Below are 19,084 nucleotides of genomic sequence, written 5' to 3'. Positions count from 1 at the left end.
ATTATGAAAAAAGCTACGGCGGCTCTTCTGTTGGCCGCCGCCTTGTTGAGCGCTTGCTCCAAAGCGGCTCCCGCCCAAAGCGGACATGAAGGCATGGATATGAGCAGCAGCGATCATGGGGCCCATGCAGGGCATGAAATCGGCGAAACGGCCAAAGCGGCGGCTGTCAAAGCCGCTTTCTCCTTTAAACCGGAGCGGCCGCAAGCCGGTAAGGATACGAATGTCTCGATCCAAATTTCGGACAGCGCCGGCAACCCGGTCGATAAGTTCGATGTCAGCCACGAGCAGCAAATGCATTTGATTGTCGTAAGCAAAGACTTGTCGTATTTCGAGCACATCCATCCCGCCTACCAAGGCAAAGGTGTGTTCGATGTAACGGCCAAGCTCCCCGTCGCAGGGGAATATAAGCTGTTCGCCGACTTCGTTCCTTCAGGTCAAGGCTCCGTAACCAGGAGCCAATGGGTGACCGTTCAAGGCAACGCGCCGAAGCCTCAGCCGATTCAGCCGGACTCAAGCTTAACCAAAACGGCGGACGGCAAAGAAGTGACGCTGGCGACCGGCAAGCTGGAAGCGGGCAAGGAAGCCTCGCTTACTTTTACGATCAAGGACGCCGCCACGAAGCAGCCGATTACGAACTTGCAGCCGTATCTCGGCGCCGTCGGGCATGTCGTTATATTAAGCGACGATGCCGAGCAGTATTTGCACGTGCACCCGATGGAGGAAAAGGCAAGCGGACCTGACGCAAAATTTATGACGACGTTCCCTAAGAGCGGCGTTTATAAAGTATGGGGGCAGTTCCAGCATGAAGGTAAAGTGTTTACCGTACCTTTCGTAGTCAAGGTCTCGTCGTAATACCCGCTTCTGCCTATAAAGCCGCAGTTTCTGCCGTATCGCATTCGAAATCCGCCAAAGAGGCCGCCGCAGCGTGAACTGCCTCCTTCAAGCAGCCGGTTTCTTCAGTAAACCTGTCTACTTAGTAGGAGCTATCCATTCGCTGCAGCGGCCTCTTATTTGCTTACAATACGATACGTGACTTGCTGCGGGTTAATAGCTCGTAGCGAGCCAGTTCTGCTTCGACCAACTCAGCTTTCCCGCGCCGGAGCCGTTGGAGGCGGTCAGCCTGCTTTTCAGCGTTGCCGGGTCATCGGCCGTATACGAATAAGGCAGAGAGGTGAAGCCGTTCCAGGAGAACGCCTTGACCGGCGCCGGCACCGGAGCAAGCGGACTGCCCGACGTGTCGCTGCCGCCGCGGAAGGAGCTGCCGTCCAGCGAATACATCGTATCCAGAACGCGGATTTTGCCCGTATAGCTGGCATCGCCGGCATCCGCCTGATTGTTGCGCACCGGAGAAGCTACGTCGATGATCTGCGATTTCTCCAGCAGCACCGCCCCGTCCTCGGTAGAGATCGCCCCGTTGCTCGTCACTCCGAAATGATAGCCTTTCGAGGAAATCGCCGAAGCCATGGCGGATGTAATTTTTTGCTTGGCAGCCCACGCGGCGGCATTATCCATCACGATGTTGTAAGCATGAGCGTTGCCGCCTCTTAAACGCGGCATGCGGTCTTGAATATCCTGATAATAGTTATGATGCAGCGTAATCTGCAAATCGGCATTGTCCGAAGCGAATTCCGTCGCGCCGACCAGATGCCCTTTCTTTTGCGAAGCGGTGATCGCTATAATATCGTCCTTGCTGAGTCCGACCGCGCTGCTACGCAAATAGGCGTACATCGGATAAGCCGACGGATTGGCTTCCAATGCGTTAATTTGCTGGGTTACCCAGCTGCCCGAGCTGCGGTCGTCGCCGCGGAACGTAGACCAGGAAATGGTGACGCCGCTGCTGCCTTTTTTCACGTCGACCAGACCGTCATACGCTTTGTTGAACGTGCAATGGTCGATCCACACTTTGGAGGAAGCGCCTTCAATGGTAATGTAATCCCAATCGTTTTTGTCGTAATTGCCCTTGCTTGCTTCGTCCCACTCCCACAGCTCGTCGAATTCGAGATTGCGGATAATCAGGTTCGAGCTGCGTTTGATATCCAGAGCCGCATGCTTGATCTTCGCGCCGTTCGCCGAGAAGATCGTGAGCCCGTTGAAGCTGTCGATCGTCACTTTGCTGACCCCCGTCGTCTTCAGCACCGGATGGGTAAGCGGCGAGTTGTTGGCAGCAAACGGCGATGTTTGCGCCGCGGAAGGAATCTCATTCCAGCCCAGGTTCAGATCGTTCATAATCTCGACGACTTTGACCCCGGAGCCTTTTTTGAGCGCCACGGCCAGATCGGTTGCATTATATACCTTTTTATAGCGGGAATCCGTCTCCGCAATGCTGCCCCCGCCCGTATTGCCCGCCGAGAATCCGGCCAGATTATACTGGCTGTTTCCGCCCGCCGGAGGTGTTGGCGTTGGTGTTGGCGTCGGTGTTGGCGTTGGTGTCGGCGTCGGTGTTGGTGTCGGTGTCGGTGTCGAGGAACCGCTGTCGGAAACGGTAATATTATCGAACTTCGTCTTCGTCTTGTAAGCGACCAGGCCTACGGCTCCGGCCGTCAGGCTCGAATCGGTCGCGCTGAGCTGCAGCGTGCCGTTGACGTACATTTTGATGGAGGAGCCGCTCAGCTCCAGCTTCACTGTATACCAGGTGCCCGCTGCAAGGCCAAAGTTCGTTTTGGTAGCCAAGTTAGTTGTGGAACCGTTTACTTTTTTACGGATTTCCAATGTGCCTCCGCTGCTGTTGTACAACGATGCCGCATAGAAATTGTTGCCGTCCTGATAACGCCCCGCTACATAAGCCCGGTTCGAGCCGTTAAAGTCCTCAACCTTGACCTTGGCTTCAACCGTATAATCGGTCCAAGACTGGCTTCCCGCCGAAGTCCTGCCTTCGCTCGTGCTCGATTGGTAGTAGACATAACTGCCGTTATCCTGCACGACCGACCATGTGCCCGTTGTCGGCGTCCAGCCTGTGGAATTGCCGTCCTCGAAATCGTCGCTGAACAGTGTCGCGGCGCTGGCCGGATACATGACAAACAGCGATAGGAGAAGAGCAAAGCATACGACGATCGCCGCATTTTTATAGCCTTTTTTCCAACTCATTACCATTCCCATAACGAACCTCCCGTTTGGACTAAAATACAGCCGTTTAAAAGCCTGGTGAAAAAGCTCGCTGCGACGCCTATTTGAACTTCCAATCAATGCCCGTCGCGGATTTCTTAAATGGCTGTCCCGTGAAACGGTTGAAATCCGCGGACAAAGGCGATCGCTCACGCTTTTTCAGATTCAAATGGCCCCTCCGTTCGTTTTTCACCGGTTTTTTAAAAGCCGGCAAACCAGCATTCTCTCTACCTCCCCCTTCGCCTCACCTCCTCTCTTGCCGCGTCGCCGCTTTCATCGGAGAATCCCTTGCCGCTCCGCCTCCCGTTCATGCTTCCCGGCGTTGTCCGCACTCTCTTCCCCGTACCCGGTTTTATCCCAAATAATATAAAGCGGCCTGCCCTTGCTCTCATCATAAATGCGCCCGATATATTCCCCGATAATGCCGAGAATGATCAGCACGATCCCATTAAAAAACAAATTGATGGCCACGATCGAGGACCAGCCCGTAATCGTCGTATCGGTAAACAGCCTTTGATACACGATGACCAGAATATAGACGAAGCTGAGGAGGGATAGGACGAAACCGAGGTAAGCGGCCAGCTTCAACGGTTTGTAAGAAAAGGAAGCGATCGCGTCGACGGCAAAGCGGAGCATTTTGCGCAGCGGGTATTTGGTATCCCCGGCCCACCTCTCCTCGCGCGTGTACTCCACGAACGTTTGCCGGAACCCGGTCCAGCTGACCAAGCCGCGCACATAACGGTTGCGCTCCGTCAACGATTTCATCACGTCGCATACTTTGCGGTCGATCAGGCGGAAATCCCCCGCATCCACCGGGATGTCGACGCTCGTCATCGATTTCAGCATGCGGTAGAACATGTGCGCGCTCGTTTTCTTAAACCAAGTCTCTCCTTCGCGCTTCAGCCGCTTGCCGTAGACGACGTCGTAGCCTTGCTTCCATTTGTCGATCATTTGCACAATGACTCCGGGCGGGTCCTGAAGATCGGCGTCGATGATGACTACCGCATCGCCCTCCGCATAGTCCATCCCGGCCGTTATCGCCACCTGATGACCGAAATTGCGGGCAAAGCCCAGCATACGCACGCAAGGATCGTTGCGGCTGATTTCCTTGACGATCGAGGCTGTCCGATCCCTGCTCCCGTCATCGACGAACAGCAGCTCGTACGGCTCGCCCAGCGTATCCATAACCTGCTTCAGCCTTGCATAGGTTTCGGCGATGACCTCCTGCTCGTTAAACATCGGAACGATGACGGTATAGCGGATGTCCGTCTGCATGGACGCTCCCTCCTTTCGGATAATAGGTTAAAAAAACTGCCACTGCGGAAACCATTTCAGCACATGCTCCGCATAAGAGCGGCTTACGACGAGGCCGGACAGCACCGGATAAAACAGCGCGAAACCGACGGCGGCCGCCCCCAGATACAGGTACAGCCAGCGCTTGCTTGCGGGGTTCGTTTCCTTCCAATGCCGGTAATAATAAACGATCGCCAAAATCGAGAACGGAACCATCGCAAAATAATGATAAAGAAACGTCAGCCTCGGCACGAGCATCCACGGAACATACTGCGAGAAAAAGGCGATGACGATAAACAGCGCCTTCGGGCAGCGGGTCCGAAGGCCCCGCACGAGCAGCAGTACGATCGCCGCGAATCCCGTCCACCATACGAGCGGATTGCCGATCGCCGCAATGCTGGATATTTGGCCGGGAGGCAGCTCCGCGGCGCCGTAATACCATACGGGCCTTGCCATAATCGGCCACTGCCACCATTCGGAGCTGAACGGATGCGTCGCTTTAAGCTGGCTGTGATAGCTGAACATGTTTTTTTGATACGTCCATACATCCGCAAGTCCGTGCCCGGGGCCGGGCACCATCATAAACGGAATGTAGGACATGACGTAGATCGCCGCCGGGATGATGACGAAAAAGCCGCAGCAAAACAGCAGTGTCATGAGCGCCCGGAACGGAAACACATCGGCAATAGCTTTAAGTCGGGCCGCCCGCTGTGCATCCGTCCGAGGCTCGCGGGCAAGCTCTCTCACCGCCAGCCGGTATTCTCTGTAATGAAGCGCCAGCGATAGGAAGAACATGACGGCCAGTCCCGCTCCAGCATAAAGCGCGATCCATTTGGACGCCGCTCCCAAGCCGAAAAACAGGCCGCTCAGCCCGAGAGGGATGAACGATCTTGTCCACGACTCGGCCAGCAGGCTCTCCCCGCAATACCGGTACATATAGTAGAACATCAGCAGGATGAAAAATACGCCGTACACATCGATGGTCGCAATGCGCGTCTGGACAAAATGCAGGGCGTCCGCCGCCATCAGGAAGCTGCAGACAAACGCATATTCGTTCCGGCCAAACAGCCGTTTGCCGAACACATACATGATCGGAAGCATGGCGATGCCGAGCATCGTTCCGACAATGCGCCAGCCGAAAGGATTCATCCCGAATAGCGCAATCCCGAGCGAAATGAACAGCTTGCCGAGCGGCGGATGCGTCGATTCGTAAGGCTCGATCTTATGCAGATGCTCGTACGCCGTCCGGGCGTGATAAATTTCATCGAAATAAGCGCCGTTCATGTACGTGGGCGTGTACGCCGCCTTGCTCTGCTCATCGGCAAGCCGCGCGACCGCCTCCGCCGTAGCGGGATTTACCCGCTCGCCTTGCACCGAACGAATCGGCGCCGGCTGCCGGCTCCCTTCGGCATAGACGGCGATTTCGTTCAACGTAAACGTCGGCTGCTTCACCGTCAGCCGGATATACTGCCCGGTTTCATTGACGGGAATCACCTGCCACATCAGTACCTTGAACACATCGGCGGAAACTTCGACAGGCTCCTTCCAGGCAAGTCCGTCCTCGCTGATTTCATACGTGAAGCTGCCGTCCCCGATCCCTTCGAAGCTGTTGATCCGCTCGATCTGCCGCTTCTCGCCCAGATCGATGACGATCCGCTCCCCGGCCTCCGTCGCCTGCCATCCCGTCTCCGGCGCCTCGGTCGAGCCGAGATGATAGAAGGCGAGCATGGAATACACCAGCACAAGCGCGCCCAGCAGCAGCGTGTCTTTGCGCCGCCAGTTCAGCGGATAGACGCGCGGAAGCAGCTTCAGCAAGCCGCCTCGTCCCGCATCCTCCGCCGCCGCGCTTAGCTGCGCTATGCTTGCAACAGAAGCCGCTCGGGCGGCGGAGCGGCCCTCGTCGCCCCTCTTGCCGCGACGATCGGGCCCGCCGCCATCTTCCCGGGCGGTTCCGCCCGCGAGCATAACCGTGCTCCGCCGAACGATAAGCCGCCATGCGGTTACGCAGAGGACAGCGAACAATATGACGTTCAGCAGCGAAACGCCCCTTAACACGGCATCCCCCGGAGCGATATGGTATTCCTGACGAAAGCTTGCCGCCAGCACTTGACCGACGTTGATATAATGGGTCACGCTGAAGCCGGCGAACAACAGCAGCAGCCTCCGGTCCTTGGACCGTATGAAGCCGTACAGCAGCAGCGGCAGCGCGTAAAACAAATAGCGCTCGTGCATTTTCGTCAGCACCGTGAAAGCCCCCGCCATCAGCAGAGCGCCGATCACGGCGAGCTGCGACTCGTCCCGCTTGCTTTTGAAATATAAGAAGGCCGCAAACACTAGCACGCAAGCCATCAGCAGTGCGCTCCATGTCTGGTAGCTAAGCAAGAGCATCTTCTCTGCGACCGGAGCAAAATTGCCTCCGAGCAGCGTCATCAGATTATACGCGTTCAAGCTGGCGTACGGGTAAGAGGACAGCGTGCCGAAATACAGGCTGAACAGCCAGAGCGGCCCCTTATGAATCAGAAACGGAGCGGCCAGCAAGACGACAGCGCCCAGTCCGAGCCCGAGGCAGACAGCCAGCTCACGCCACGAACGGCGGCGGACAAAGATAAACAGCAGCAGCGGCCCGAACAAAAGCGCCTGCGGCTTGATCAAGAGCGCAACCGCATAAAGCACGGCCGCCGGCCTCAGCTTCCCCTGCGACAACGCTTCGAACAGCAGAAGCACCCACAGCATGAAAAATGAATCTACTTGCCCCCAAGCGGCCGAGTCGGCGATCACCGCCGGATTCAGCAAATAAAGCGCTGCCGAGCCCGCAGCGGCGGCTAAATTCCCGGTATACCGGATAGCCAGGCGGTAAAGCAAATACGAGCCGAGCATATCCGCGGCGATCGCCGGACTTTTCAGCAGCAGCAAAAACGCGGGATCATCGAACGGCATGTTCAGATGCCCTCTCAGCCATCCGATGACATACAGCACGTAGATATAACCCGGCGGATAATCGGCGAACATATCCTCCGTATAAAAGCTCGCAAGGCCTGCGGAAGCCGCATGCGCCGCCCATGCCTTGAACGTGTTAACATCGACGTCATAACCGTAAACATGCCAAGCTATAACGACGCGGATAATGAATCCCGCCGCAAGTATCGCCGACAAGAGCAGCCTATGTTCCGAAGCGTTCCTGCGCCGCAGCCCGCTCCCCTTGTCCATATAACGGTAAACGAAAAAGCATAACAGCATGAAGAGCAAGCTGCACAGCCATGTAGTGATGATGATCCTCGCCCCCAGGTGGTTAGTAGAGTCTCGCCGCTTATTGCAGGGCAGGATGGGAGCGGCCCGGGAAGAAAGCATTTCCCCCGGGTCCTCCTCTTACCTCAGTTATACCCAACCCTAGGGCAGGCCAATCAAACCGTTAATCGTGTCCGATATCCGTGCCGCTAGGCGTACCTGCCCCCTTCAAATCGCTGCCCGAAGCCAGCTTCAGGAAATTGCCCAAATTCGGCGATCCGTCGGCATTGCGGGTCAGCGTCGGCGTCAAGCTGACAAAATCGTCGTCCGCGGCAACCAAGCCTTTGGCATTGGTGCTTTTGTTATTTTTCCACCAAACGTTGGAGCTGTCCACATCGGTTCCGCTCGTTTTATCGCTGGAGGAGCCTTTGTAGGACAAATTGTTGGAAAACTGATGCGTTCCCGTATCGAAAGCAAAATTGCTTTGCCCGTTGCCGAAGGACGTATTGTTTTTCATCGTAATGGAGCCCGGATTGCTGTTGTACGTAAAACCGTGCTTCTTATTCTGGTAAGCGACTGAGTTGATCACGATATGATTGACCGCGATCTTCTCTCCGCCGAGCTTAAAGCCGTTGCCGTCGCTGTTGCTGGTCGAATTCCCCGAGGAAGTCTGCCCGTTGTGATGAGCGACGCTATTGCGAATCGTTACCGGACTGATCGCTCCCGTATCGGATTTGGTGTACAAATCCCAGCCGTCATCCGTGTTATACGCCGATATGCAGCCGTCGAACACATTGCCCGGTCCCACGGTCAGCTTGGCGGCGAAGCCGTCGGCATCCTCGCCGTTATCCGGATCGAAATTGTCATGAGAATACGTATTGACGACTTCATTGTAGCTCGGCCACTCGCTGTTGGACGCCGAAGAGGAGTACCTTCCGAGCTGCACGCCCGTATCCCGGTTGTCATGAACGTCGAGGTTTTCAAGACGGTTGTAATTGCCGGCCACATAGATGCCGTTGTCCGCCGCGCCCTTCACCTCCAGGCCTTTCACAACCCAGTAGCTGCCGTTGATTTGCAATCCCCGTGCATTCTGGGACACGTCGGAGGCGTTGTACGTCTGGGAGGAGAAATCCAGCACAGGCTTCTCCGACCCGTAAGCGACGATCTGTTTCTTGGCGCCGGCCGTTCCGCTGTTCGTCCGGTCAATCGTAATTTGCGTGGAATAGGCGTACGTGCCTCCGCGCAGGTAGATCGTTCCGCCGGGCGCGACCTTCGTAATCGCCGACGTCAGAGTCGTCGGGCTGCCGATCGTTCCCGCATTGCCGTCCAGCCCGTTCGGTGCGACATAAATGCTGCCGGATACCGGAGGCGTTGGTGTTGGCGCTGGCGTCGGCGTTGGCGTCGGTGTTGGCGTTGGGGTCGGTGTCGGCGTCGAAGACCCGCTGTCCGAAACGGCGACGTTATCAAATTTGGCTACGGTCTTATAAGCGACCAGCCCGATTCCGCCGGACGTCAAGCTGGAATCCGTGGCCGTCAGCTGTAAAGTACCGTTAACATACATTTTAATGGAAGATCCGGCCAATTCAAGTTTTACGGTATACCAGGTGCCCGCAGACAAGCCTACGTTCGTTTTGGTGGCAAGCGTTGTCGTTGAACCGCTTACTTTTTTACGGATTTCCAGCGTTCCTCCGCTGCTGTTATACAGGGATGCCGCATAGAAATTGTTGCCGTCCTTGTAACGCCCCGCTACATAGGTACGATTAGAGCCGTTCCAATTGTCGACCTTTACTTTGGCTTCTACGCTATAATCTGTCCATGTCTGGCTTCCGGCCGATGCTCGCCCCTCATTCGTGCTGGACTGGTAATAGACATAAGAACCTCCGTCTTGGACGACGGACCAAGTGCCGTTCTGAGTCATCCATCCGTCGGCGTTGCCGTCTTCAAAATTATCGCTGAACAACGTCGCTGCCGAAACCGGGGTCAACATGATCATAGCAGCCAGCAGAGAAAAGCTCAAAATCAACGCCAAATGTCGAATGCTTCCCTTTCTTTTCATTTCGTTATCTTCCTCCTTTAATCGTACTGATATTGCTGTTAGGAATAAATGGGCATTAACGCCGTCTTACAGTTCACCTCCCCGGGATATGTGTAAGATCGCCATTAAGAACGTGGGCTGCAATACGTTCATGGCGGAAGCCGGGCAACCATCCCCTTATGGGAATTTTACCCAAAAGCTTCATTTCCAACGTATATCGGATCGCCCGTTACATCAATCATCTGATTTTAACCTGTTCTCCACAGCCGCCTTCAGCGGGGTATCATCTCGCTTGATGAATAATCCGCAGCTTAGGAAATGTGCAGCTCACGCCGGTTTGGCACGAAATCTGCGGGGAGCGGAGCCAGGGGGATGAGGAATCGCCCGCTTATCGCCCGTCATTTGCGAGTGGATCAGCCCGCGCCCCTCCCGAGCGTATTTTGGGACGGCAAACTAGCCGTCCTTTTCTAAAAGCCCGTTGAACAAGTGGCCGGAGAGCGGCTAGAGAGTTGGAACAGCGTAAGCGGTCGCCTATGCAGACGGATTCTCTCCACAGAAAAACGAAAAAATAATCCAAAGAATCCGTTTTCAACAGCGATTGGAGGATCAAATGGACGCCGCAGCGGACTTTTTCACCACTCTTCTAAATGCGCCTACGGGAAAGAAAGGGCAAATCTGCGGGTATAGCGGAGTAGCACGCATTTTCCTTTGGGATGAAAGTATGGGCTTGATCGAATAAAAGACGGGTATCCGTTGCGATAACCGTCACAATCGTATATACTCGAACCATATCGAAACCGGCTTGAAGCACATGCCGCTTTAATATGACCATCCTTGCAAGGATGCCGTATTAGGGCGGCTTTTTCGTTAGCTTGAAAAAAAGGGGATTGGATCATGAGCTTATTTTTGAAAACCTATGAGGAATGGCTGCATCAGCATATTGCGAAGGAGAGGAACGCGAGAAGACGCGAGCTTCTTGAGAGAGGATTATCGCACGGCACCGTGGCATTTTTGCGATCCTGCTGGTATCCGGCGGTTGGAAATCTGGATCATCTGTATCCGGAATGGGAGATTCGCGATGTTCACAATTCCATACGCTATCTTGATCTGGCATATATGCCGGGAGGGGTCAAAGGCTGCATCGAAATTCAGGATTATCGGTCCCATGCGAGAGACATCGGCGTTACCCGCTTCAAAGATTTGTGCAAAAAGCATTCGATGCTTGCGCTGGATGATTGGACTTGTCTTTATGTCGCTTATCTATCGATAATGGAAGAACCTGAATTTTGCAAGCAACTGGTACTTGCTTTTATCGGGAAATTCATCTCCACCCCGCTATCGTCCGATTTGGACTGGGCTGAGGCGGAAACGCTGCGGTATGCGCGCCGGGTGCTTCACTCGTTTGCAGCCGGCGACCTTGCCGGGCATCTCAGACTGTCCGATCGCCACACCCGGCGAGTGCTTCATGGACTGGTCGAACGAAATCTGTTGACGGTTGCCAGCGGAAATCAGCGGTATCGCACTTATAAACTGCGTTGGGACGGAGACAGCTAAGCGTAAACATTCCTGTAGAGGCTAATATTTGGCCTTGGACAAAAACAGGGACGCCTCGTATGATGGGGGTGTCACGGGTCAAGGCCCTAAAAACCCATCAGGAGGCGTCTTATTATGAAGTTTAACCGAAATGCCACTATAAATCAACGAATCGACCGTATAACCCCACACCATGCGGTGGTGGGAGTCGACATCGCGAAAGATAGCCACGTAGCCCAATTGACGGATTTTCGCGGTCGCTCTCTGACTTCACGTCACCTGTCGTTTCCCAACTCACGGGAGGGGTTTAAACGATTTCTCCGGTGGATTCAAGAAGCACAAGCTAAACACGGCTTGTCTTCGCTTCTCGTCGGCATGGAGCCCACGGGGCACTATTGGTTCAATCTTGCCAACTGGCTGCTCGAGCAGAGCGTTGACGTCGTGCTGGTCAACCCCGTCACGACGCACCGCAACAAGGAAAATCGGGACAACAGTCCTTCCAAAAACGATCCAAAAGATGCACTCACCATTGCTGATGTGGTGAGCCGGGGCTTCTACACGGACTACCTTCCCCGAGGGACTGCCTTTGAACGGATCAAAACCATCATGAGCGACCGCGAGTTCTGGTCGAAGGATGCCACACGTTTAGGTAACCGCATCGTCCGGTGGATCGATTTGTACTTCCCTGAGTTCAGACTGGTATTCAAAGATTGGACCGTCCCTCGTGCGCTGGCGACGCTCGGCGCGTTTGCGCTACCTGGTGACCTTCAAGGGCTAACGGTAGAGCAGGTCATTGCAGGCTGGAAAGAACAAGGCATGAAACGGGCCTCAGGCGTTAGCGGGAGAGCGAAGGCGCTGGAGCTGTTATCTTTGGCCGCACGCAGCATCGGTGACAAGCGAGTGCCGGAAGAAGCGCGTCGAGATATCAAGCGGTTGTTGGATGCGTATAAACAGTCCCTTCAGAGACTCGATGAAATCCAGCGGGAAATAGAGGCCCTCGTGGGTGACATGCCGTTGGCGCAGCAATTGCAAAGTATTCGCGGGCTGGGGACGATTACCCTTGCAGCCCTCCTGGGTTGTGCAGGCGACCTTCGCTTGTACTCGCATGGTCGGCAGTTGCTCAGGCGGGCCGGTCTGAATCTGGCAGAGTGCACCTCCGGCAAGTTCAAAGGACAAATCAAGCTTTCCAAGCGCGGAGACAGCATGCTGCGTAAATATTTGTTCCTGGGCGTGCTCAATCTCGTTCGATACAATGAAGATTTCAAGCGATGGCATGAACACAACGTAGCGAAGGGGATGAAGAAGCAGGCATCAATCTTTAAGTTAATTGGAAAATGGGCACGCATCACGATCGGTATGGTTCAAAGAGGAGAAGAATACCGTTCCGCACACGAAGCGGCCATCCCTGCAGCCTAAAGTCTCCTAGCAGAAACGAGTATTGACTCATTTGCAGGATTTCAAATCATGGATGCACAGTGAACCGAATTCTGTGTCCGTCAGGGCAATGACCCGTCAAGTAAACGCTATCGGTCTCCACACCTTTGGACAGGTGTAACGAAGGAATGTAAGGGCGAAGACCCGTTGAGTCATGGGAGGGTGAACCTCCAGAGGCAAAGTGGAGTAGTGCACAATAGGGTAAAACTGGAAGCGTTATGAACGCTGCCTCTGTTCCTGCATGCCTATTAGCCAATGAGATGGGCCAGAATCCCTACATTCCAAACTTCACCGACATCCAATACAATAGAAATCCTGCGAATGAGTGAGCATTCGTGAGATTATCCCCTAATTACGAGGGACGGACACTGCAGCCGTTATACAAGCAAAAATCGGACCTTTGGATTCCTTACGGACATAGCAGCCGCTATTTGACGAAGCAGCCCCGTTGAAGCGGCCATTCCGAGCCATTAAGCGCTGTGACGTCCGTTACGTTTTGAAAACGGCGGCTTCGAACGATGTAACGGCTGTGGCGTCCGTTAGCAGTCGGACGTCCTTCGAACGTCGCGTTGCAGGTTTTCGCGATCTAGTGCAGGTCGTGTTCTGATAGGTTATCGCGCTTCAGTTTGGCGTCCACATTCTGCCTGGTTGTTTTATCGTCTAAGGAACAAAATTGACGAATCCCCTTTTCACTGTGTCCTCCCCACAAGTAAATGTCGCTACTATGAAATAGACTGCCAGCGAAATAGGCCGCCCGCAAACCATGCCCGGCACAATACGGCAACCGTCAGCGGTTGAGTTTATTTCGCCCGCCGACCGAAGGCTTCAGCCGGAGCATACCGCGTACGGGGAGCGGGTTCGCTTCAATGTAGTACGTCCCGAGCAGCAGACAGACGATGCCCATTCCGACAAACCAGCCGAACCAGGAGCCGGTGAACCGGCCGAGCTCCATCAGCGCGCCCATCGCCAAAGTCGGCAGCAGCGGCTCGCCGTAAGCTTTCCACCAATCGAGCTTGAAGCCTTCGCGGTAGAAGAACCAGATCATCGACAAAGCCGATACAGCCCAGCCGCCCGTGTAAATCCAGACGGCGAGCACCGGATGATTCCCGGCGATAAACGGCACGAGAGCGACGACAAAGATGCCGGCAACGATCATCACCCAGAAATTCGCTTTCGTTTTGCCGAGCCCGGCCAAAATATTGCCGCCCAGACGGCCGACGGAGGAGAAAAATACGCCGAGCGCCAACAGCCGGATATAGGTGCCTGAGTCGCCGGTCGCGTAGCTGGTCCCGAACAAAAAACCGTTGATCTCATCCGGGTACAGGCAGATCGCCAACGTCAGCGGATACAAAATAAGGTTGTTATACCGCACGCACAGCGTTCCTCTGCGCCGGCTCTCCGCCCAATCCTTCGAGCTCTCGGCGACGAACGGAAAGGTGACGATCATGAACGCCCAGGTCACAATTCCGATGAAGCCCGTAATTCGAAACGCATTGGCCAGATGGCCTACGGCAACGACCGAGCTCGCGCCGATCACCATTACGAGAAACGGCTGCTGGAACGCCTTGGCAATATTGCCGGCCCATACGGGAACGCCGTACTTCATCATCTCCCGCATTTGCGACAATCGGATTCCCCCGCCCCACCGCGGCCGATGCACCCTCTTCGCCTTCCAGCAAATAAATAAGGCGGTCAGCAGCGAGCCGACCCCCATCCACAGCGAAACGCCCCATAACAAGTTATGACCTGCGGGCGCAAGCACCCCCAGAATCATACCCATTGTCGAAAATATCGTCGTAATGACCATAAAAAAAGCCTGAGTGCCGAAATCCCGGTTGCCCGAGAAGGAGGCTACTCCGACGTTGATGACCGAGTTGAAAATAAGCATGAGAGAGCTGATCAAGAGCGCCCCCTGCAAGGATGGAAGCTGGTACGCACGGGCAAGCCACGGCGACAAGGCGGCGAGCAGCAGGCTGACGACGATGCCGAAAAACATGCTTCCGATCAAAGCCAACCGGAATTTATCCTGCACCGCTTCCTGGACATTAGTTGAGAACGAATAGACAAGCGCGGCATTGAAGCCTACGTTAAGGAAGAGCGACACCATCCCGAAAATTTGCAGCAGCAGGTTCACTTCGCCGAACAGAGCCGGATCGTTCAACACGCGCGCCAGTACGATCCCGCCTGCCGTCTGCAGCAATTGGTTAATAAAGAGACCGAGCACGATAATGGACACGCTGCGCAGTAAAAACCGTTGGGTCTCGTTCAGTACAAGCTTATGCATTTCTGGGCACCTTCTCCTGATTTCTGTTTATCTTCGCTGGATTTGGTTGTATCGTAACACCGGGAAGATGCCCTAGCAATAATCATTAGCTCACTTTTTTCAAAAAATAAAGCAGTTACCGCACAGCGGCGGCGAAAGCGGCAATCGCTTCCGCAAGCTCTTGCGGCGCTTCCACCATGCTCATGTGGCCTGAGCCTCGGATCACCTGCTGCGTCACCCGCTCCCCGCTCACGGCCATCGTCCGCTCGACCGGAATGATCCGGTCGTTCTCACCGGCGACGAGCAGCAGCGGCAGCTTCGTCCCTTGCAGCACGCCGTTGCGGTCCGGCCGCACCCGCATCCCTTCGAGCGTGCGGATCGCCCCTTCCGGGCTCGTGCCGTTGCCGATCCGCTTGGCCTCTTCCACCGCCTCCGGCATCGATTGCAAGTGATCCGGCGCGAACAGCTTCGGAATCAAGCCGTCGATGAACGCCGGCAGCCCTTGCCCCTTAATCGTCTCCATCCCTTGGAGACGGCCTTGCTTGCCTTCTTCGCTGTCGGGATAGGCGGTCGAATGGATCAAGCCGAAGCCGGACAGCACATTCGGATGACGCTCGGCCAGCGCCAGCGTCGCATAACCCCCTAGCGAATGTCCGAGGACGATCGCTTGGCCGAGGCCCAGCTTGCCGATGAACTGCGCGATATCGTCCGCGATCGTCTCCATCGTATACGTTCCTTCCGGCGCTTCGGAGTCCCCGTGACCTCGCAAATCCGGGGCGATAAAGCGGCAGCCGTCCGGAAGCAAAGGCAGCAGCTTGTCCCAATAAGCGGAGCTTCCGCAAAAGCCGTGCAGCAGCACGACGGCCGGTCCTTGTCCTTGTTCCTTGTAAGCGAGCCGGATATGATCCAGCTGAGCGAATTTTTTATCCATAAAAGAAACAGCTCCCTTCCGTTGATAACAATCAGGTTTATTTTACCACACCTTGCCGCTTCTCAAACAAAAAGACCCCTATCCGTTTCGTCCGGGGCAAGCTTTGAAAGAAGCCGCGGACAACGAGATAGGGATGCTTATAGACGGACAGGATATCCGCGTTTAACCCGCAATAGGCTCGCGGCGTCCGGCGTTTATTGCGGCTGAACGATATCGGACACGGTAGAGGCGGCGGGTTCGGAGCTGGAGGAGCCGCCGAGCACGCCGGGCAGTGTAACAACCGCCGGTTCGGCAACAGGCTTATACTTCGAGGCAACGTAGGTTGCCGCCTTAACCTCCGTAACGACCTGCGGATACATCTTGTCCGGGTCCGGAGCCGTCACTTGGTATTGAACGACCGCCGTGCCGTCCTCCTGGAAGCGGATGCCGGTAATTTGCAGGCCATAGCCCGGATGCGGCATTTGGCGCGACAAAATCACCTTGTTCACCTCGTCGCTAACCTTCTCGACGCTCACCTCAACATCGCCTTGCTGCGGCGTCTCTGGCGCTTCTGCGTGCGCTTCCGCGAATTTGATCGTATTATAAAGCCACACGGCCGCTTCGCCGCGGGTCATCTGCTGCTTCGGATGGGCCATGCGGTCCTCGCCCAGATTGGCGATCTTATGCAGGTAAATACGCTGCATCTCGTCCTTGTACTCGCTGTCGATCTGGTCTTCGTCGGCGAACAGAATGAGCATTTTCACCGTCGGGAAGACGCCTTTCGTATCCAGCGCATGAATGAGAAGATCGGCATACTTCTCTTTGGTGACCGCAGCGTTCGGATCGATATCCTGCGGAAGATCGAGGCCGTTCACCTTGGCGATCACGAAGCTTTCGGCGTACCAGGCGTCGTTAGGAACGTTCGTAAAGTAGTCGGACGCCACCGGCTTTTTGACGAATTTGACCGTATTGAGATTCAGCTTCATGCCCTTTACGATCATGCTGACCGTTTGAGCATAGCTGATTTGACCGCGCGGAACAAAATGCTGGCTGTCCACGCCGCTGACGATCCCTCTATTTTGCAAAGCCGATATCGGCTCTTTTTCCGCCGCGTCCACATCCGAAAACGCGTACGCCGAACCGGCGGACACGCTGCACAGAAGAGCTGCCGTCGACATCAGAGTAATCCATTTTTTATTTTTCATGTATCAATATCCACCTTTGCTTTTGAAGTGCGGTGAAAAACAAGCGGCCTGCGGTCGATAGAAGTTTCCACTCGATCTTCCGAACGCTCATTGTTCAACGGGATTTGACTTTCGCTTATATTGTTCACCAAAATTTTGCAAATCGTTTCCAACTTATCACTCCGGAGTTACCTTCTAGACGGCGATGCTTTCCAAAAGGTTGCTCGCATAACGCCAAAAATGCAAAAAAATACCGCAAAGTCCGAGAATCCCGGCTCTTTGCGGCAATACTGCGGTACATCCCAAGCATCCCAAGCAGCGGGAGCCCGCCGCCCATTACCCCTTCAAAGCACCCACCATGACGCCTTTGACAAAGTACTTTTGCACGAACGGATACACGCACAAGATCGGCACCGTGGCTACCATGATGGTCGCATACTTGATCGTTTCCCCGATCTGGAACTTATCGGCTGCGGCGGCTCCGGACGACATGCTGTCCGTCGAATTCGCGAGCAAAATTTCCCGCAAAATCAGCTGCAGCGGATACAGATCGCGGTCCTTGATAAAGATCGAGGCGTAAAACCAGCCGTTCCATTTCTCCACCGCATAATACAAAATCATTACGGCGATAACCGGCATGGAGAGCGGAATAATAATTTTGAACAATATCGTAAAATGGTTCGCTCCGTCGATCTTCGCCGATTCTTCCAGGCTTTCGGGAACCGACATGAAGGCGGTGCGCATGATGATCAGGTTGAACGTATTGACCGCAAACGGAATGATCGTCGCCCACAGCGAGTTGATGAGACCGACGTTTTTCACTACGAGATAAAGCGGAATCAAACCGCCGTTAAAAAACATGGTAAGCACAACGAGGAAAATAAATACTTTGTTCCACATGACGTTTTTGCGGGAGAGCACATAAGCGCCCAGCGCCGTGACGAATAAGTTGATGATGACGCCGCATACGACGATAAACAAGGTGTTGCGGTAGCCCGTAAAAATGCCCGGGTTATCGAACACGTTCTTGTACGCTTCCAGACTGAAGCCGAGCGGCTTCCACAACAGCCCCTTGTGGGCGATGATCTGGTTGGCGTCGCTGAGCGAGGAGAAGGCCACATGCAGCAGCGGATACAAAGCAATGACGACCAGCAGCAGCAGTATAATGTGGACGCTCCAATCGAAGATCCGTTCCATAATGCCGTTATCCCGTTTCATCGAAGTCCCTCCTCACCATAGACTGTTTTCGTTGATTTTACGGCTGATCCAGTTGGCGCTAATGAGCAGGATCAGGTTAATGACGGAGTTGAACAAGCCGACCGCCGAGCTGTAGCTCCAGCCGAATTCAAGCAAGCCTTTACGGTAGACGAAGGTGTTGATGACGTCCGCCGTGTCGTAAGTAGCCGGGTTGTAGAGCAAAATGATTTTCTCGAAGCCGACGTTCAGCAGATTGCCCATCCGCAGGATAAACATGATCGTAATCGTAGGCAAAATACCGGGCAGCGTAATATGCAAAATTTGCTTGAACCGCCCCGCCCCGTCCATCCGGGCCGCTTCGTATTGCTCTTGGTCGATGCTCATTAATGCGGCGATATAAATGATCGATTCCCAGCCTATCTTCTGCCAAATTTCCGAAACGATATAAATGCCCCGGAACAGCTCCGGCTTCTGCAGCATCGCCTGACCGTCGCCGCCGAAGTACGTATAGATCATATTAATGATGCCGTCGCTGTTGGTGAAATCTTTAATCATCCCGCAAATGACGACGAGCGAGATAAAATACGGCATATAAGTGATCGATTGAACGACCCGCTTGAATGCGGCATTGCGCACTTCGTTGATGAGAATCGCCAAGATGATCGGCGCCGGAAATTCAAAACACAAGGAATAGGCGCTGATGACGATCGTATTTTTCAAAATACGCCAAAAGTAATAACTGCTGAAAAAGTCCTGAAAATTGGCCAGCCCTACCCAAGGGCTGCCGAGTATGCCTTTCATCGGCGTATAGTCTTTGAAAGCGATAATCGCCCCGTACATCGGAGCATAATGGAAGATTGCATAGTAGACGAGAACGGGCAGCATCATCAAATACAAATATTTGTTGA

The 19,084-nt window shown here is 54.6% G+C and carries 12 protein-coding genes and 2 pseudogenes; 4 read left to right on the top strand and 10 right to left on the bottom strand.

Annotated features, from left to right (window positions below; all coding sequences use genetic code 11):
- Positions 1-3: 3 nt before the first annotated feature.
- A complete protein-coding gene (locus tag SK3146_RS25865) occupies positions 4-852 on the top strand; it encodes a hypothetical protein (RefSeq protein WP_249861469.1) in 849 nt (282 codons plus the stop codon).
- A gap of 192 nt (positions 853-1,044) precedes the next feature.
- Here the strand turns inward: SK3146_RS25865 and SK3146_RS25860 are convergent, their stop codons facing one another.
- The 5 genes and pseudogenes from SK3146_RS25860 to SK3146_RS25840 form a co-directional block, all read right to left on the bottom strand.
- Positions 1,045-3,096, bottom strand: coding sequence for a pectate lyase family protein (locus tag SK3146_RS25860; protein ID WP_249861468.1), 2,052 nt, complete (start codon positions 3,094-3,096; stop codon positions 1,045-1,047).
- A gap of 279 nt (positions 3,097-3,375) precedes the next feature.
- A complete protein-coding gene (locus SK3146_RS25855) occupies positions 3,376-4,377 on the bottom strand; it encodes a glycosyltransferase family 2 protein (protein WP_249861467.1) in 1,002 nt (333 codons plus the stop codon).
- Positions 4,378-4,404: 27 nt separating this feature from the next.
- Positions 4,405-7,632, bottom strand: a complete 3,228-nt coding sequence (locus SK3146_RS25850; RefSeq protein WP_249861466.1) for a glycosyltransferase family 39 protein — start codon at positions 7,630-7,632, stop codon at positions 4,405-4,407.
- A 172-nt stretch (positions 7,633-7,804) separates the two neighbouring features.
- A pseudogene (locus tag SK3146_RS25845) lies at positions 7,805-8,977 on the bottom strand (right-handed parallel beta-helix repeat-containing protein); the annotation flags it as partial.
- Positions 8,978-9,127: 150 nt separating this feature from the next.
- A pseudogene (locus SK3146_RS25840) lies at positions 9,128-9,538 on the bottom strand (LamG-like jellyroll fold domain-containing protein); the annotation flags it as partial.
- A 67-nt stretch (positions 9,539-9,605) separates the two neighbouring features.
- On the opposite strand from SK3146_RS25840, the gene SK3146_RS25835 reads away from it, so the two are divergent.
- From SK3146_RS25835 to SK3146_RS25825, 3 genes are all read left to right on the top strand, one after another.
- Complete coding sequence (locus SK3146_RS25835) at positions 9,606-10,031, top strand: hypothetical protein (protein ID WP_249861465.1); 426 nt, start codon at positions 9,606-9,608, stop codon at positions 10,029-10,031.
- A gap of 518 nt (positions 10,032-10,549) precedes the next feature.
- Entirely contained in the window at positions 10,550-11,209 is a 660-nt protein-coding gene (locus SK3146_RS25830; RefSeq protein WP_249861464.1) for a transcriptional regulator, read from the top strand.
- A gap of 114 nt (positions 11,210-11,323) precedes the next feature.
- Positions 11,324-12,604 carry an IS110 family RNA-guided transposase gene (locus tag SK3146_RS25825; protein ID WP_249860577.1) on the top strand — a complete coding sequence of 427 codons (1,281 nt, stop codon included), beginning with the start codon at positions 11,324-11,326 and terminating at the stop codon, positions 12,602-12,604.
- An 805-nt stretch (positions 12,605-13,409) separates the two neighbouring features.
- On the opposite strand, the gene SK3146_RS25820 is transcribed toward SK3146_RS25825, so the two are convergent.
- The 5 genes from SK3146_RS25820 to SK3146_RS25800 all read right to left on the bottom strand — a co-directional run bounded on the left by SK3146_RS25820 (position 13,410) and on the right by SK3146_RS25800 (position 19,064).
- Positions 13,410-14,906: an oligosaccharide flippase family protein gene (locus tag SK3146_RS25820; protein ID WP_249861463.1), complete on the bottom strand. Its 1,497-nt coding sequence runs from the start codon at positions 14,904-14,906 to the stop codon at positions 13,410-13,412.
- Positions 14,907-15,021: 115 nt separating this feature from the next.
- A complete protein-coding gene (locus SK3146_RS25815) occupies positions 15,022-15,816 on the bottom strand; it encodes an alpha/beta fold hydrolase (protein ID WP_249861462.1) in 795 nt (264 codons plus the stop codon).
- 194 nt (positions 15,817-16,010) lie between these two features.
- Positions 16,011-17,000 carry an S-layer homology domain-containing protein gene (locus SK3146_RS25810; RefSeq protein ID WP_249861461.1) on the bottom strand — a complete coding sequence of 330 codons (990 nt, stop codon included), beginning with the start codon at positions 16,998-17,000 and terminating at the stop codon, positions 16,011-16,013.
- Positions 17,001-17,315: 315 nt separating this feature from the next.
- Positions 17,316-18,197, bottom strand: coding sequence for a carbohydrate ABC transporter permease (locus tag SK3146_RS25805; protein ID WP_249861460.1), 882 nt, complete (start codon positions 18,195-18,197; stop codon positions 17,316-17,318).
- Positions 18,198-18,209: 12 nt separating this feature from the next.
- A complete protein-coding gene (locus tag SK3146_RS25800; protein WP_375295567.1) occupies positions 18,210-19,064 on the bottom strand; it encodes an ABC transporter permease in 855 nt (284 codons plus the stop codon).
- Positions 19,065-19,084: the final 20 nt, after the last annotated feature.

Source organism: Paenibacillus konkukensis (genome assembly GCF_023523925.1).
GTDB lineage: Bacteria > Bacillota > Bacilli > Paenibacillales > NBRC-103111 > Paenibacillus_S > Paenibacillus_S doosanensis.
This window is presented reverse-complemented; position numbering and strand designations above follow the sequence as displayed.

Bases quoted from the DNA above. Each gene is read 5' to 3' on its own strand.
- SK3146_RS25865 (WP_249861469.1), top strand. From the start codon at position 4: ATGAAAAAAGCTACGGCGGCTCTTCTGTTGGCCGCCGCCTTGTTGAGC.
- SK3146_RS25860 (WP_249861468.1), bottom strand. From the start codon at position 3,096: ATGGGAATGGTAATGAGTTGGAAAAAAGGCTATAAAAATGCGGCGATC.
- SK3146_RS25855 (WP_249861467.1), bottom strand. From the start codon at position 4,377: ATGCAGACGGACATCCGCTATACCGTCATCGTTCCGATGTTTAACGAG.
- SK3146_RS25850 (WP_249861466.1), bottom strand. From the start codon at position 7,632: ATGCTGTTATGCTTTTTCGTTTACCGTTATATGGACAAGGGGAGCGGG.
- SK3146_RS25835 (WP_249861465.1), top strand. From the start codon at position 9,606: ATGATCATAGCAGCCAGCAGAGAAAAGCTCAAAATCAACGCCAAATGT.
- SK3146_RS25830 (WP_249861464.1), top strand. From the start codon at position 10,550: ATGAGCTTATTTTTGAAAACCTATGAGGAATGGCTGCATCAGCATATT.
- SK3146_RS25825 (WP_249860577.1), top strand. From the start codon at position 11,324: ATGAAGTTTAACCGAAATGCCACTATAAATCAACGAATCGACCGTATA.
- SK3146_RS25820 (WP_249861463.1), bottom strand. From the start codon at position 14,906: ATGCATAAGCTTGTACTGAACGAGACCCAACGGTTTTTACTGCGCAGC.
- SK3146_RS25815 (WP_249861462.1), bottom strand. From the start codon at position 15,816: ATGGATAAAAAATTCGCTCAGCTGGATCATATCCGGCTCGCTTACAAG.
- SK3146_RS25810 (WP_249861461.1), bottom strand. From the start codon at position 17,000: ATGAAAAATAAAAAATGGATTACTCTGATGTCGACGGCAGCTCTTCTG.
- SK3146_RS25805 (WP_249861460.1), bottom strand. From the start codon at position 18,197: ATGAAACGGGATAACGGCATTATGGAACGGATCTTCGATTGGAGCGTC.
- SK3146_RS25800 (WP_375295567.1), bottom strand. From the start codon at position 19,064: ATGATGCTGCCCGTTCTCGTCTACTATGCAATCTTCCATTATGCTCCG.